The 16,434-nt window shown below is 32.2% G+C and carries 15 protein-coding genes; all 15 read left to right on the top strand.

Annotation, left to right across the window (positions count from 1 at the left end; all coding sequences use genetic code 11):
- The first annotated feature begins 897 nt into the window (after positions 1–897).
- The 15 genes from rfbB to asnB all read left to right on the top strand — a co-directional run bounded on the left by rfbB (position 898) and on the right by asnB (position 16,362).
- Positions 898–1,944 carry a dTDP-glucose 4,6-dehydratase gene (rfbB, locus tag IQ05_RS14855; protein ID WP_144894249.1) on the top strand — a complete coding sequence of 349 codons (1,047 nt, stop codon included), beginning with the start codon at positions 898–900 and terminating at the stop codon, positions 1,942–1,944.
- A 111-nt stretch (positions 1,945–2,055) separates the two neighbouring features.
- On the top strand, positions 2,056–2,595 hold the full coding sequence (rfbC, locus tag IQ05_RS14860) for a dTDP-4-dehydrorhamnose 3,5-epimerase (RefSeq protein ID WP_144894250.1): 540 nt from the start codon (positions 2,056–2,058) through the stop codon (positions 2,593–2,595).
- A 3-nt stretch (positions 2,596–2,598) separates the two neighbouring features.
- Positions 2,599–3,456, top strand: a complete 858-nt coding sequence (gene rfbD, locus IQ05_RS14865) for a dTDP-4-dehydrorhamnose reductase (RefSeq protein ID WP_144894251.1) — start codon at positions 2,599–2,601, stop codon at positions 3,454–3,456.
- A gap of 23 nt (positions 3,457–3,479) precedes the next feature.
- Positions 3,480–4,361 (top strand): glucose-1-phosphate thymidylyltransferase RfbA, encoded by an 882-nt coding sequence (rfbA, locus tag IQ05_RS14870; RefSeq protein ID WP_144894252.1) that lies wholly within the window; start codon positions 3,480–3,482, stop codon positions 4,359–4,361.
- A gap of 9 nt (positions 4,362–4,370) precedes the next feature.
- Complete coding sequence (locus IQ05_RS14875; protein ID WP_144894253.1) at positions 4,371–5,354, top strand: SDR family oxidoreductase; 984 nt, start codon at positions 4,371–4,373, stop codon at positions 5,352–5,354.
- A 240-nt stretch (positions 5,355–5,594) separates the two neighbouring features.
- Complete coding sequence (locus tag IQ05_RS14880) at positions 5,595–6,875, top strand: nucleotide sugar dehydrogenase (protein WP_167496951.1); 1,281 nt, start codon at positions 5,595–5,597, stop codon at positions 6,873–6,875.
- Between the two features lie 263 nt (positions 6,876–7,138).
- Positions 7,139–8,572 (top strand): lipopolysaccharide biosynthesis protein, encoded by a 1,434-nt coding sequence (locus IQ05_RS14885; protein ID WP_144894255.1) that lies wholly within the window; start codon positions 7,139–7,141, stop codon positions 8,570–8,572.
- 10 nt (positions 8,573–8,582) lie between these two features.
- Positions 8,583–9,665 carry a DegT/DnrJ/EryC1/StrS family aminotransferase gene (locus tag IQ05_RS14890; protein ID WP_144894256.1) on the top strand — a complete coding sequence of 361 codons (1,083 nt, stop codon included), beginning with the start codon at positions 8,583–8,585 and terminating at the stop codon, positions 9,663–9,665.
- A gap of 172 nt (positions 9,666–9,837) precedes the next feature.
- On the top strand, positions 9,838–10,065 hold the full coding sequence (locus IQ05_RS14895) for an acyl carrier protein (RefSeq protein WP_144894257.1): 228 nt from the start codon (positions 9,838–9,840) through the stop codon (positions 10,063–10,065).
- Positions 10,065–11,300 carry an ANL family adenylate-forming protein gene (locus IQ05_RS14900; protein ID WP_144894258.1) on the top strand — a complete coding sequence of 412 codons (1,236 nt, stop codon included), beginning with the start codon at positions 10,065–10,067 and terminating at the stop codon, positions 11,298–11,300. Before IQ05_RS14895 ends, IQ05_RS14900 begins: the two co-directional genes overlap by 1 nt.
- Positions 11,301–11,302: 2 nt before the next feature.
- Positions 11,303–12,025: an SDR family oxidoreductase gene (locus IQ05_RS14905; protein WP_144894259.1), complete on the top strand. Its 723-nt coding sequence runs from the start codon at positions 11,303–11,305 to the stop codon at positions 12,023–12,025.
- An 18-nt stretch (positions 12,026–12,043) separates the two neighbouring features.
- Positions 12,044–12,613 (top strand): acyltransferase, encoded by a 570-nt coding sequence (locus tag IQ05_RS14910; RefSeq protein WP_144894260.1) that lies wholly within the window; start codon positions 12,044–12,046, stop codon positions 12,611–12,613.
- Positions 12,614–12,800: 187 nt separating this feature from the next.
- Positions 12,801–13,670: a glycosyltransferase family 2 protein gene (locus IQ05_RS14915; RefSeq protein ID WP_144894261.1), complete on the top strand. Its 870-nt coding sequence runs from the start codon at positions 12,801–12,803 to the stop codon at positions 13,668–13,670.
- Positions 13,671–13,673: 3 nt separating this feature from the next.
- Positions 13,674–14,549, top strand: a complete 876-nt coding sequence (locus tag IQ05_RS14920; protein WP_144894262.1) for a glycosyltransferase family 2 protein — start codon at positions 13,674–13,676, stop codon at positions 14,547–14,549.
- Between the two features lie 4 nt (positions 14,550–14,553).
- On the top strand, positions 14,554–16,362 hold the full coding sequence (gene asnB, locus IQ05_RS14925) for an asparagine synthase (glutamine-hydrolyzing) (protein WP_144894263.1): 1,809 nt from the start codon (positions 14,554–14,556) through the stop codon (positions 16,360–16,362).
- The last annotated feature ends 72 nt before the right edge of the window (positions 16,363–16,434 follow it).

A 16,434-nucleotide genomic window follows, 5' to 3' on the forward strand; every position in this document is an offset into this window, starting at 1 on the left:
TGAATTGATTTTCATAGGAGTTATTGTTTAAACTTTGAACTAATTACCAAGTAGTGTCCCTTTTGACTTTCGTCCTTTGACTTTAGACTTTCCTTGTTCATCCTCATCTCGCGGACTGTTGCCACTCCGTTTTTTCGTTGTTTTTTTACGATTTTAATTTAAGGGCAGTTTTTCTGAATTGATTTGCATAGAAGTTATTGTTTAAACTTTGAACTAATTACCAAGTACTGTCTCTTTTGACTTTCGACCTTTGACTTTTGACTTTTCTTCTTCAGCCTCAACTCGCGGACTGCTGCTACTCCTCTTATTCGTTGTTTTTTGACGTTTTTAATTTAAGGGCGGTTTTTCCGAATTCGTTTTTGGAGGAGTGTTTTTTAAAACTGAAAGCTATTTGCTAATGGTAAACTATTTAGAAATTTAACTAAGAATCTCAGTTCCTTAGATATTTAGTGCCTTAGGCCCTTTGACCTTTTACGTTTAACTTTTGACTGTGGTATTATTTGATTTTTTTTTAAAAGAAGGTCCGCAGTTTGTTTAGAAGTAATACTGAAATGAAATCGTGCTTATATTAACAATTTATTTAAAATATGCAAGAAAAAACATTGAAATTTATAACGTTAAATTTGTGTTGCTAAATTTAATTTTACGTTTTAAACGTCACTTTGTTGGATAATTTACTATAAATTTGCCGAAACTAGTACAAAAGCAATCTCAATTGGGACTTGCAATGGCGAAGCCATGTTTACTAGTCGCGTTTTAGATTGTTTAGTGTTTTTTTTATGGGGAAGTAGCCAGCATTTTATAAACAAATGCCAATAGATCTTATGAAAAATAGACTAGACCAATCCTCATACATTCAAATTTTATGAGACATAAAAAGATTATATTTATAGCGTTATGAAATTACTAATTACTGGAGGAGCAGGATTTATAGGATCGCATGTGGTACGGCGTTTTGTGACTAAATACCCTAAATACACAATCGTAAATCTAGATGCTTTGACGTATGCTGGGAATCTAGAAAACATCAAAGATATTGAGAATCACGTCAATTATACTTTTGTAAAAGGGGATATTGTAGATGCTGCTTTTGTGGATAATTTGTTTCAACAGTATCAATTTGATGCGGTAGTCCATTTGGCAGCGGAGTCTCATGTGGACCGCTCCATTAAAGATCCTTTAGCGTTTGTGAAAACCAATGTAATTGGAACTATGAATCTCTTAAATGCGTGTAAGGAATTGTGGAAAAACAACAGCGAAGGCAAGCGTTTTTACCACATTAGTACCGATGAGGTTTACGGTTCTTTAGGGGCAACGGGCTTGTTTACTGAGACTACAGCCTATGATCCTAATTCACCCTATTCAGCATCAAAAGCCAGTTCCGATCATTTTGTGCGTGCCTATGGTGAAACTTACGGATTACCGTATGTATTAACCAATTGTTCGAACAACTACGGGCCGTTTCATTTTCCAGAAAAGTTGATTCCGTTGTTTATTAACAATATCATCAACAACAAAGCCTTGCCCGTATATGGAGACGGTAATTACACCCGTGATTGGCTTTTTGTAGAAGATCATGCGGTAGCAATCGATTTGGTTTTTCACGAAGGTAAAAATCACGAAACCTACAACATAGGAGGTTTTAACGAATGGAAGAACATTGATTTAGTCAAATTGCTGTGTCAGCAGATGGATCTTAAATTAGGGCGACCAAATGGTACTTCTGAAAAGCTGATTACATACGTGAAAGACCGTCCAGGTCATGATTTACGTTACGCTATAGATGCCTCTAAAATAAATACGGAGTTGGGGTGGAAACCTTCCGTAACTTTCGAACAAGGATTAGAGCGCACCATAGATTGGTATTTGTGCAATGAAGAATGGCTGAAAAATGTGACTTCTGGCAATTATGCTACCTATTATCAAAAACAATACGAATCGTAGTGCATCGTTAAGCTTTAAAAAGTAGCAAAACCATCACAAGCAAATTCATGTAAAAGAAGATAAAAAAATATAATATTGCGAGAGCAAGATCAAGTATATAGTAATTAAATAATGACAGTCGAAACCACATTCATCAAAGATCTTTTAGTATTGACTCCCACTATTTTTGAGGATGAAAGAGGTTATTTTTTTGAATCGTACAGTGAGGCGTCATTTGTAAAGAATGGATTATCTTACGCATTCATACAAGATAATCAATCGTTTTCAAAAAAAGGCGTGATCCGCGGACTGCACTTTCAAAAAGCACCCTATGCGCAAGCAAAGTTGGTACGGGTGATGCAAGGCGAAATTTTAGATGTGGCGGTAGACCTTAGGAAAGATTCGGCAACCTATGGGCAGCATTTTAGCATTCAATTGTCAGCCGAAAATAAAAAGCAAGTGCTGATTCCTAAGGGTTTTGCACATGGTTTTTCTGTATTAAGTGCGAATGCCATAGTCTCTTACAAAGTAGATGAAGTCTACCATAAAGAAAGTGAAAGCGGAATCCAATATAATGATCCCAATTTAGCCATCAACTGGCAGGTAAATGCAGCTGAGGCAATAGTGTCGGATAAAGACCGTGTTTTAGGTACTTTTAAGGATTTGAAATAAAGGATGAAAAAGATACTCATCACAGGAGGCACTGGACAATTAGGTAGTGAATTGAAGGTTTTGGCGATGGGGTTGTCTCAGTATGAATTTGTATTTCCTGACCGCTCGCAATTAAACTTAGAGCAGACAGAAAGTATTGTTGGATTTCTTGAAGACATTAAACCCGATTGTATCATCAATTGTGCTGCTTATACCGCTGTAGACCAAGCAGAGCAAGAGCCCGAAATAGCAGATGCCATCAACCACCTAGCCGTGTGTATTTTGGCCGAATGGAGTTTTGAGCATAAGGCGCAATTTTTGCATGTTTCCACAGATTATGTATTCGAGGGTACAGCAGTATTTCCATTGAAAGAAGAAGATGCGACCAATCCGCAAAACGAGTACGGGAAATCAAAACTCAAAGGGGAAATAGCGGCAATAGATGCCAATCCAGAGACGATTATTATAAGAACTTCTTGGGTATACTCTCAATTTGGAGCTAATTTTGTCAAAACTATGTTGCGCTTGATGCAAGAGCGGGATCGTTTGAATGTGGTTCAAGACCAAATAGGAAGTCCTACCTACGCTAAAGATCTTGCCGAAGGGATACTGCATATTATCAATACTGAAGAATGGCAACCGGGAACCTATCATTATTCTAATGAAGGAATCATCAGTTGGTTTGAGTTTGCTATAGACATCAAAGAAATAGCCGGAAGAAAATGTGAACTTTTTGGAATTTCATCAGCATCCTATCCCACACCAGCCAAAAGGCCAGCCTACTCTTTATTAAATACTGCAAAAATAAAAAATACCTTTGGTATCACCATACCTCATTATAGAGATAGTCTTGAAAAATGCATAGAGCAATTAATCAAGTAAATGTTATCTAATACTAAAAAAATATGAAAGGAATCATATTGGCAGGCGGGTCTGGAACCCGGTTGTATCCGTTAACGAAGTCGATATCCAAGCAGTTAATGCCCATCTATGACAAACCAATGGTGTATTATCCGTTGTCGGTATTGATGTTGGCGGGGATTACCGAAGTTTTGTTGATTTCCACCCCTCAGGATCTACCTCATTTTCAAAACCTCTTGGGAGATGGAAGTGATTTTGGGATTTCCATTCAGTATGCGGAACAACCTAGTCCAGATGGATTGGCACAAGCTTTTATTATAGGAGCTGATTTTATCGGTACCGATCCAGTTTGTTTGATTTTAGGAGACAATATTTTTTATGGCCAAGGGTTAACTTCTTTATTACAAACAGCGGTTGCAAATGTCTCTGTTGACAACAAAGCCACTGTTTTTGGATATTATGTACAAGATCCGGATCGGTATGGTGTGGCCGAGTTTGATGGTACCGGTAACGTAGTCAGTATTGAAGAAAAACCAAAAGTACCCAAAAGTAATTATGCTGTAGTAGGATTGTATTTTTATCCTAATTCTGTGGTAGGTATAGCCAAGAAAATCAAACCTAGTGACCGTGGTGAGCTGGAGATTACTACAGTCAATCAAGTTTATTTGGCTTCACAAGATTTAAAAGTAGAGTTGATGGGGCGTGGGTATGCCTGGTTAGATACGGGTACTCATGAATCCTTACTTGAAGCTAGCAATTTTATACAAACTATTGAAAAAAGACAAGGGCTTAAAGTAGCCTGTTTAGAAGAAATAGCTTTTGAAAAGGGATATATTTCTAAAGAAAAATTAATTCAGCAAGCAACGCCATTGAGTAAAAATGAGTACGGTCAGTATTTGTTGCGTTTGGCGAAAAGAATGCTATAAAATAAACTTATGCTACAAATAGAAAATAAAACAATTTTAGTGACAGGTGGTGCCGGTTTTATCGGTTCGAACTTATGTGAACATTTGTTAGAATTTAATAATAAAGTGGTGTGTCTTGATAATTTTGCTACAGGCAGAACCCAGAACATACAGCATTTATTGACAAATCCTAATTTTACATTAATAGTTGGAGATATCCGCAATCTTGCTGATTGTCACAAAGCAGCCCAAGGAGTTGATTATATTCTACACGAAGCAGCTTTGGGTTCTGTTCCTCGATCGATTAATGATCCCATTACTAGTAACGATGTTAATGTTTCAGGATTTTTGAACATGCTAGTTGCGGCAAGGGATGCCAAAGTGAAACGCTTTATCTATGCTGCAAGTTCTTCCACCTATGGAGATTCTGAAGCCTTACCAAAAGTTGAACATACGATTGGTAAACCATTGTCACCTTATGCTATCACAAAATACGTTAATGAATTATATGCAGATATTTTTCAGAGAACCTATGGTTTAGATACAATTGGATTGCGTTATTTCAATGTATTTGGCAGGAAACAAGATCCTAACGGTGCTTATGCTGCGGTAATCCCAAAGTTTGTAATGCAATTGATGGCGCATGAGAATCCTGTAATTAATGGTGAGGGTAATTATTCAAGAGATTTCACTTATATCGATAATGTGATTCAAATGAATGTATTAGCGATGGTAACTGAAAATCCGGCAGCTCTGAACACGGTGTACAATACAGCATTTGGGGACCGAACAACATTGAACGACCTAATGACTTCGTTAAAAAAATACCTATCCGTTTTTGATCCTGCGATTGCAGATATTAAGACAATATACGGACCAAATAGAGCCGGAGATATACCGCACTCTTTGGCCAGTATCGATAAAGCGAAACAATTATTGGGTTATAATCCAGATTTTTCAATGCAACAAGGATTGGAACAGGCCGTTAATTGGTATTGGGAAAATTTGAAATAACGTTTGATGTAATCATTAAAAAAAGTGTGTTCCAGTTTTTCTAGTGGAGTTAAACGAATCATAGAATTAATCGAGATCCGTTTTAATTCAAATTATTTACTTGTCTCAATTTTTTTACAGATACTTTGGGACAAACAAGTTGGACTCAAGAGAACCTTAATTACAAACTAGTTACATCAATCAATTTAAATTAATAAAATTATAAATTCGAATCATCGAATAACCAAATCAACACATAAAATGAGTATGAAAATTGCAGTTATAGGTTTAGGCTATGTTGGACTCCCTTTAGCAAGATTGTTTGCTACAAAATATCCTGTTGTAGGATTTGATATCAATCAAAGCAGAATTAACGGCTTGCGCTCGGGTACGGACAGCACTTTGGAAGTTTCTGATGAAGTATTGCAACAAGTATTAATAAACGATTTCATCGATAATGAAAAAGGATTATTGTGCACCTCTACGTTAAGTGATATTTCTGATTGTAATTATTATATTATTACTGTTCCTACTCCGGTAGATAAAAACAATCGTCCGGATTTGACACCATTATACAAATCAAGCGAAACGGTTGCAAAAGTTTTGAAAAAAGGAGATATCGTTATTTATGAATCTACGGTTTATCCGGGAGTAACCGAAGATGAATGTGTGCCGGTCTTAGAAAAAATATCAGGATTGAAATTCAATGTAGACTTTTTTGCAGGTTATTCGCCTGAACGAATCAATCCTGGAGATAAAGAACATACTGTAGAAAAAATATTGAAAGTCACGGCAGGATCGACTCGTGAAATAGGGAAGAAAGTAAACGATTTATATAAAAGTGTGATTACGGCGGGCACGCATTTGGCACCCACCATAAAAGTAGCAGAAGCCGCCAAAGTAATCGAAAACTCCCAACGTGATATCAATATTGCTTTTGTAAATGAACTGGCAAAAATATTCAACTTAATGGATATTGATACGCATGCTGTTTTGGAAGCAGCAGGAACTAAATGGAATTTTCTACCGTTCAAACCAGGATTAGTTGGTGGACATTGCATTGGTGTAGATCCCTATTATTTGGCACAAAAAGCACAAGAAATGGGGTATCATCCAGAGATAATTTTGGCTGGACGCCGTTTAAATGACAGTATGGGAGAGTATGTAGCCTCGCAAGTGGTTAAGTTGATGATCAAAAAAGGAATTACCATTAATGGAGCTAATCTGTTAATGTTAGGAATTACTTTTAAAGAAAACTGTCCTGATGTACGCAATACTAAAATTGTAGATGTAATTGGGTCTTTAGCTGATTATGGAATTAGGGTTACTATTTACGATCCTTGGGCCAATCCAAAAGAGGTGAAACATGAGTATGGATTAGAAACCACTTCAACTTTGCCCAATCAAAAATTTGATACACTTGTATTAGGGGTAGCACATAAAGAATTTTTAGATTTAGATTTGTCTTCATTGCAAAATGATAATAGCATTTTGTATGATGTTAAAGGTATTTTGAACATTACTGTTGACGGTAAGTTATAAAAAGATGGTAAGCTCATTCAATAAAAAATATCTTAAACCATTCGTTTTATGGCTTTTTATAAAATGTTTAAGATATGATTCATTGATTTTGTGTAATAAAACTACAAACTATTAGTACCGCAACAAGTAACAATACTTGATAAAAGTGAAAGCTGAAATTTTAAATTGCTCTTTAAAAATAGCAATTTATAAATACAATAAACATAAGTAATCGCTAGAACAGTAATAAATTTAAACAGATTTATAGCTTAAAATAAAAAGAAATGTCCTTAAGAAAACAAGCAATTTCTGGTATGATTTGGTCTTATTCGCAGCAATTTGGAAGCCAATTGTTATCCTTTGGGGTTTCTATCTTTCTTGCTCGCCTTTTACTTCCTGAAGTATTTGGTTTGATTGGAATGCTAGCTATTTTTATTGGTATTGGAAATGCTCTATTTGAAGGAGGTTTGACAAGTTCATTGATTAGAACAAAAGAAGTTACAGCAGTTGATTATTCAACGGTATTTATATTTAATTTAATTGGAAGCATTTTAATTTACTTTTTGCTATATCTTGCTGCTCCTTTTATTGCTGATTTTTATCATCAACCTGAATTAACTTCAATTACTAGGATTTATAGTTTAACATTTATTTTCTCTGCCTTCGGGACTGTGCAAAACACAATTCTGACCAGAGAACTACAATTTAAAAAGCAGGCCCTTGTAACTTTACCCGCTTTACTTTTAGGGAGTTTCGTTGGTTTAACCTTAGCACATTACAATTATGGTGTATGGGCTTTAGTGTATTCTGCATTGGTAAATGCTTTTTTTACATCATTATTTCTATGGGTATCATCCAGTTGGTTTCCTAAATTATTATTTGATAAGACTTTATTTAAGTTTCATTTTCGTTATGGATATAAAATGACTTTATCTTCTATATTAGATACAGTTTTTACAAATATTTATCAAATCATAATAGGTAGGTTTTACAGTGCAGCTCAAGTTGGTTATTATTCAAGGGCAAACACTTTGATGATGCTTCCTGTTGGTAATGTTTCTAGTGCCTTAAATAAAGTTGTATTTCCATTATTTGCGAAAGTCCAAGATGATATTCCAAGATTTAGAAATGCTTATAGACAAATTATGCAAATTGTATTGTTTATAATTACTCCAGTAATTGTAATTATGGCATTACTTGCTAAACCGTTGGTAGTTTTTTTATTTACAGAAAAATGGTTGCCTATTGTTCCTATTTTTCAAATTATTTGTTTTACAGGAATTTTGTATCCTTTACATTTATATAATTTGTTAGTACTGCAGGTAAAAGGCAGAAGTGATTTGTTTTTTAAGCTTGAGGTTTTTAAGAAAGTATTATTGTCAATAATACTAATAATATCTTTTTTCTTTGGGTTTTATGCCTTGCTATGGGGACAGTTGCTCTTTTCGATTATTGCATTGTTAATTAATACCCACTATGCAGGTGCAATGCTGAATTATAAAATGTGGAGTCAACTGAAAGATATTTTACCGATTTTCTTTTTTTCGCTTTGTATGGGGATTTTTATTTATTTTACAGATAGTTTAATTGAGGATTATAACAATTTTACCAGATTATTTACAGGAAGTTTTTTTGGGACAGCCATTTACTTTTTTTTAGCATGGTTGTTTAAATATGAAAGCATACACAATATAAAAAATCTTTTTTCTAAAGTATAAAAAAATATAAATGATACCAGTAACAAAACCATTTTTGCCACCACAAGAAGATTATCAAAAATATTTAACAGGCATTTGGCAACGCAATTGGCTTACTAACATGGGGCCTTTGTCTAGTGAGTTAGAAATGCGATTGAAAGAATTTTTAAATGTAAATCATCTGTTGTTTGTTACAAATGGTACTGTTGCTTTGCAAATGGCCATAAAAGCATTAGACTTAAAAGGCGATGTTATTACTACACCTTTTTCCTTTGTTGCCACTACAAGCTCCATTGTTTGGGAAGGTTGTAATCCTATTTTTGTTGATATTGACAAGGAAAGTTTAAATATTGATCCTTGTAAAATTGAAGCAGCGATTACTCCACATACTACTGCCATAATAGCTACCCATGTATATGGTAATCCGTGCGATGTTGTTACAATTGATGCAATTGCTAAAAAGCATAATTTAAAAGTAATTTATGACGGAGCACACGCTTTTGGAGTTGAAGTCAACGGAAAATCTATTTTTGAGTATGGAGATATTGCTACTTGTAGTCTTCATGCCACTAAATTATATCATAGTATTGAAGGAGGCTTGGTTTTTACACAAGACCCTAACTTATTAAAGAAGCTTGCATTTATTAGAAATTTTGGATTTAATGGTCCTGATGCTTTTATTGAATTAGGAATTAATGGTAAAAATTCTGAGTTTCATGCGGCTATGGGATTGGTAAATTTGAATCATATTGATATAATTCGCAATAAACGAAAAACTATTACCGAAAGGTTTAGTGAAAAGCTTTTAAATCATCGTAGTAGAAAACAAATTTGGCACAAACAATCGGAAAATAATTACGCATATTATCCGATTATTTTTCAATCTGAAGAAGCGATGTTAAAAGCAATGGATTTTTTAAAGGCACATGAAATTTTTACACGTCGTTATTTTTATCCTTCTTTAGCCAATACACTTCCTTATTTGGAACCTAAAAATTTTGAAATTACAGATGCCATTGCTAAATGTGTAATGTGCTTACCACTATATCCAGATTTATCTATGGAAGAAGTTGATTTAATTTGTAGGTTGTTAATGAGAATACAAAATAATTAAGATTAAATAGTAATTTAACTTAAAGTTATATACACATAATGTCAAATTTTAAATTATACAAAACAATTCGAAAAAATTATAATAATTTAGAACTAAAATAAAGAGATATTTTAAATTCTTACAATATTTCACTATCAATAATAAATATAAAAAGTAATAAAAAAAATAATAAATGGAAACGAAGCTTTTAGAAATTATTAACACAGTGCTTGAAAATAGGACAAATGAGAAACTGACTTCTCTTCGTCCTGACATGAATCTTCGATATGATATTGGATTTGACTCGCTTGATTTAGCAGAATTAACTGTTAGGATTGAAGCTGAATATGATATTGATATTTTTGAAGAAGGAATAGTTAACACAATAGGTGAAATCTTCGAAAAATTAAATCGTAAGTAATGGATTTTTTTTTAAAAGATAGTGAGTTAGATCTTAATATCAACTGGGATTTTTTAGTAAATGATATCAATAGCACTTTAGTATACAATCCATATTGCAAATCTGATAACTATTACCAAGTATTTAAATGTATAATAATATCATTGTTAATAGGTAAGGAAGTCATTCTACTTGACTCGGATTTTTCAGACAATGAATTAATTAATCTTACTGGTTTTGCTGAATTTGATGGGTTTACTCAATTAATTGAGAAAAAAAATGCTTTATTGTTGGCAGATAAATCAGATCTTATTCAAAAAATAAAAAACACTTGTGATGAGTGGAAAATAACATTGTTTACCTCTGGAACAACAGGTATGCCTAAGAAAGTTTGCCATAATTACAAATCAATTACTAGATTTGTGAAATTGGACGAAATAAACAAAGATAATATTTGGGGTTTTGCATACAACCCTACCCATATGGCAGGCATTCAGGTTTTTTTCCAAGCATTACTAAATGGAAACGGAATAGTTAGGCTTTTTGGCTTAATGCCTATCTCAATTTTTAAAGATATAGATGAAAATCGGATAACACATATTTCGGCTACTCCAACATTTTACAGAATGATGTTACCAAGTGAGGATAAATTTCCATCAATTATTAGAATTACTTCAGGTGGGGAAAAATTTAATGAAAAAACGATAAGCCAGCTTTCAGAAATTTTCCCAAATGCTAGAATCACTAATGTTTACGCCTCAACTGAGGCTGGTACTCTTTTTGCATCGGAAAACGATGTTTTCAGTATTAAACCAGAATTGATGCATTTAATTCAAGTTGTAAATGAAGAGCTATTGATTCATAATAGTTTGATGGGAAGTTCAGACCTAATTACTCAAGATTGGTATAATACAGGTGATGTGTTAGAGATTATTACAGAAAATCCACTTAAATTTCGTTTTGTTACTCGTAAAAGTGACATAATTAATGTGGGTGGTTACAAGGTTAATCCTCTTGAAGTAGAAGAAGCTATTTTATCAGTGCACGGAATTAAAGATGTACGTGTTTATTCCAAAAGTAATTCTGTTTTGGGGAATATAATTTGTTGTGATGTTGTTCGCGATAATAATCAAATAAGTGAATCTTCAATCCGAACCCTATTGCAATTAAAAATACAAGAGTATAAAATTCCTAGAATGATTCGTTTTGTCAATGAACTTTCAACAACAAGAACAGGAAAAATAAAAAGAGATTAATTATGAATATATTAATAACTGGAATATCAAAAGGATTAGGCCTTGAAACATCTGAATTATTATTGAAAAATGGGTGTACAGTGTATGGTATAAGCAGAACTAAAACAGAAGAATTAAACGAATTAATGCTTAAATATCCAAATGAACTTAAATGGTTACAGTATGATTTAGGAGATATTGAAAGAATAAGACAAATAATTTTTAAAGATTGGATTGGTTTGAATACTCCTATTCATGGACTAGTTAATAATGCTGCAATTGCGTATGATGATATCATAACAAATCTTAATCTAGATTTGTTAGAAAAAATGTATAGAGTAAATGTTTTTGCTCCAATGATGTTAACAAAATTTGTTATTAGACAAATGTTGATTCACAAGGAAAGTTGTAGTATCGTGCATTTATCATCAATAAGTGTTCATACTGGTTACAAAGGATTGTCTATGTATGCATCTACAAAAGGTGCATTGGAAGCATTTTCAAAAAATACAGCCAGAGAATGGGGTGAAATAGGAGTGCGTTCTAATTGCTTAGTAGCGGGCTTTATGGAAACAGAAATGAGTTCTGCACTTTCTGATAACCAGAAAAACCGTATATATCAAAGAACGTCTTTGAAAAAACCAGTCGATTTAAATTCAGTTGCTGAAACTATATTGTTTTTGGTTTCTAACAAAGCTAAGTCTATTACGGGGCAAAATATTCATGTAGATAATGGAACAATATAAAAATCAAATACATTAATTATGGAGTCATTTTACAGTATTGAAGAACTAGCTAATTTGGGATTTAAGTTTATTGGGGATAATGTATTAATTAGCAGAAAAACAAGCTTTTATGGTATATCTAGAATTTCAATTGGTAACAATGTAAGAATTGACGACTTTTGCGTATTGTCAGCTGGTTTAGGTGGTATAGAAATTGGAAATTTCGTCCATTTAGCAATTTTTTCATCATTGCAAGGAGATGGTAAAATTACACTTCAGGATTTTGTTGGAATATCGTCAAGGGTAGCAGTTTATTCTAGTAATGATGATTATTTTGGTGAATATATGTCAAATCCGACAATACCATCAAAATTTACTGGTGTAACACATGCAGATGTTTTAATTTCAAAACATGTTTTAATTGGAAGTGGAGCAGTTTTACTGCCAGGTATAACAATAAATATTGGTGCTGTTATAGGTGCTCTAAGTTTAGTTTATGAAAACTGCGATGAATTTTATATTTACAAAGGAAATCCTGCAAAAAAATTAATGAGACGTAGTAGAAAATTATTAGATCTTGAACAAGAATTTTTAGCAACATTAAAATAATAATTCGTACAAAATCAAATTTAATATTATAATTTTTGAATAAAAATGTCTCGTCTTGAATTAACTATATCTAAAATTAGTGATTTTGGAGAAAAGAAAAATAGTAGGATAAATGTATTTATTCAAATTTTATCAATAGTTTAAAATTTAAGTAATTTAAATGTTGAAGCAAAGTAAATTTTAATTAATGATTAAGCCCAATGTTAGTGTAATCATGATAACCTACGGTCATGAAAATTTTATTGAAGAAGCAATAAATAGTGTTATGATGCAAGAATGTGACTATGAAATAGAATTAATTATAGCGAATGATTGCTCGCCTGATGATACTGATAATATTGTAGTAGAGATGTTAAAAACTCATAAAAAAGCTTCATGGATAAAATATATAGCACATAAAAAAAATATTGGGATGATTGCTAATAATAATTTTGCCCTAAATCAAGCAAAGGGAAAATATATTGCTATATGCGAAGGAGATGATTATTGGATAGATCCATTAAAGTTACAAAAGCAAGTAGACTTTCTAGAATCAAATCCAGATTATACGTTCTCAATGGGTAGGGTTGATATGCTTATTGAGAAAACTGGTGAAATTAGAAGAGTAAAAGAACATGTAGATCCCAATAAAAGTGAAACCTACACTTTAAGAGATTATTTGAAAAATCCTTTTTCACAAACTTCATCTTTTGTATTTAGGAATTCTAGTGAAGATTTTCCAGAGTGGCTCCATAAAGTTCATGCTGGTGATCAATCCTTAGTCATAATAAAAACTGGGAAAGAAGGTAAAATAAAATATCATAAAGATTTGTTCTCAATTTACAGATTGAATGTGAATAGTATTAGTTTTAACCCAGATTATGTAAATTTAAGAAATAAAGGGGAGTGCTTTTTAAATAATATTAATGCCCATACAGAATATCGTTTTAATAGTATAATTACTTTTAGAAAAATGATAAATAGGGTTTATTATTACACTAATAGCAAAAACTTATTTGTTAAAATTTTTTCAAAAATATTAGTAATTGTGATGATGAAAATTATCACAAAAATGTAAAAAATGAAATTTAGTATAATTACTCCAACATACAATAGAGCACTAACCATAGAAAGAGCTGTTGAATCAATATTGAATCAAAGTTATCAAAATTTTGAGATGATCATTATTGATGATGGATCCACAGATTCAACTCTCGATATTTTAAAAAAATATTCTAACGATTCACGTATTAGAGTGATCAAATCAATTAGTAATGCAGGAGTTAATGTCGCAAGAAATATCGGATTGAAAAACGTTGCCAATGATTCTGATTGGATAACATTTTTAGATAGTGATGACGAGTTCACTTTTGATGCACTGCAAAATATGATTCTTACAGTTGAAGCAAATCCGATGATTAATTATTTTAGATTTCCAGTTAAATATATTGATGGGAGTATCGTAAGTAACATGAAATTAGCTAGTACAATTGCTGATTATAAAATGTATTTATCGCAAATATCTGACTGTGGAGAATGGGTTGTAACAATAAACAGAGAAATCGTTTTAAAGGGATTTTTTTATGACGAAAGGGTTAAGGCACACGAATCTTTAAGTTGGATAGCGTTATCAAAAAAGGAAAAGTTGTTTTATGGCAAATCAATTGTAAGAATTTATAATTTAGATGTTGATGGTATAACTAGACAGAAAGAAAAATCTTTAAAATTTTATGAGAATGCTATAGAAGGATCAAATATAATGCTAGATGAATATGGGGATGATTTAAAAAAATACAATATTAAAGTATATGCATCTATTTTATTTGCTTTAGCAAATTACAACTTAATTATAGGTAATACTAAATTAGGTTTAAACCAAACTTCAAAGGCTATGAAAATTGATTTTTTTAATCTTCGAATATTAAGGAATTTAAAATCACTAATTTTAAATAGATAAAATTATGTGTGGTATTTATATAACAAATATTCCTTTTAAAGAGGAGGAAGTAATTGATAAACTGGAATCCATTTCTTTTAGAGGCCCTGATAATCTTGGATATGAAAGAATTGGAACAGTTTCAATGGGGCATCTACGACTTTCTATATTAGATTTAGATTCAAGATCCAATCAGCCTTATAGTTACAATCATTTGAGGATTACTTTTAATGGGGAAATATACAATTTTGAAGACATTAAGAAGGAACTTTTAGCTCTTAACTACAATTTTGAAACCACCAGTGATACCGAAGTTCTTGTTAAAGGATATTTAGAATGGGGCAAGGATTTGCTAGCAAAACTTAACGGTATGTTTGCCTTTGCAATATATGATACTGATAAAGATATTGTTTTTTGTGCAAGAGATAGATTAGGCGTAAAACCATTTTTCTACTATTGGAAAGATGGCAAATTTGAGATTTCCAGTCAACTTCGTCCATTGATTAATTCAGAAAGTAAAGTTTCTAGAGAGGCAGTTTCCATCTATTTAGATTGTGGATATGTTCCTAGCCCTTATTCCATTATTGAAAATATCTTCAAATTATCTCCAGGAAATTTTATGGAGATAGATTTAAACAAAGGAACAAAATTAATCACTTCTTTTTGGAATTTAAAACAAGTAATTATAAGAGATATTTCTTATGATGAAGCTAAAAAAGAATTGCATGAATTATTAATTGACGCTGTAAAAATCCGAATGCAGGCCGATGTTCCATTAGGATCATTTCTTTCAGGTGGTGTAGATTCAGCATTAGTTTCGGCAATAGCTTCGGAAATTTCGGATGCTCCCATTAATACTTTTACCATTGGTTTTGAAGATCCAAAATATGATGAAAGTAAGGTAGCAAAACAGTTCTCACAAATTATAGGATCAAACCACACCGAAACCATTTGTGGACCAAATGATGCTATAAATATGCTAGAAAAAATGGTTGAGGTGTTCGATGAGCCGTTTGCGGATAGTTCAGCACTACCTTCCTTGTTATTAAATTCTGTAACAAAGCAATATGTTACTGTAGCTTTGTCTGGTGATGGTGGTGATGAAAGTTTTTTAGGATATGAGCATTTTGATAAGTTAAAAACATTCAATAACATTCGTTTTATTCCGCAAAGAATAAGAAATTTTGCAGCAAACTTTGATTTATATAAAATTTTGGGTGGACGTCCTGAAACCCTAAAAGGGGTTTTACAAACAAAAAACGATGATGACTTTGCTTGGAATACGTTTAATGGTTTCGAAACACTTCAAGTAATAAAAGAAACAAGTTGGTTTAAAAATTATAACGGCTATAAAATTTGGTCTTCTGATTCCATTCAAAGAATGGCAGACTTGAACATAAAGCTTTGGTTAGAAAATGATAGTAATGTTAAAGTAGATAGATCCAGTATGGCATATGCTATGGAAATTAGAAGTCCTTTTTTGGATTTTAGAGTTATAGAATTTGCACGTTCACTTCCTATTGAATATCGATATAAAAAAGGATTGAAAAAGAGAATCACAAAAGATATATTGTCAAAATACATACCAGAAGAAGTTTTTAATTTGCCCAAAAAAGGATTCTCAATACCCTTAGGAGAATGGATAAGAAAGGAACTAAAAGAACAAATTGAGGACGCTTTGAATGATGATTTTTTAAAGTCAGTTCCAAATTTAGATATCTTGAAATTTAAAAAACAAATGCATCTGCACATGACTTGCCAATATGATTATTCATTTAATATTTGGAAATTATTTGTTCTTGCTAAGTGGTATGAAGAATTTAAATTGAGTTAAAATATCTTTTAGTTTAAAAAATATTTTGGGTTGATGATTAAGATTAAATCCATGTTATTATCACAGTTAGAA

The sequence above is a fragment of the Flavobacterium tiangeerense genome (assembly GCF_007830355.1).
Lineage (GTDB): Bacteria > Bacteroidota > Bacteroidia > Flavobacteriales > Flavobacteriaceae > Flavobacterium > Flavobacterium tiangeerense.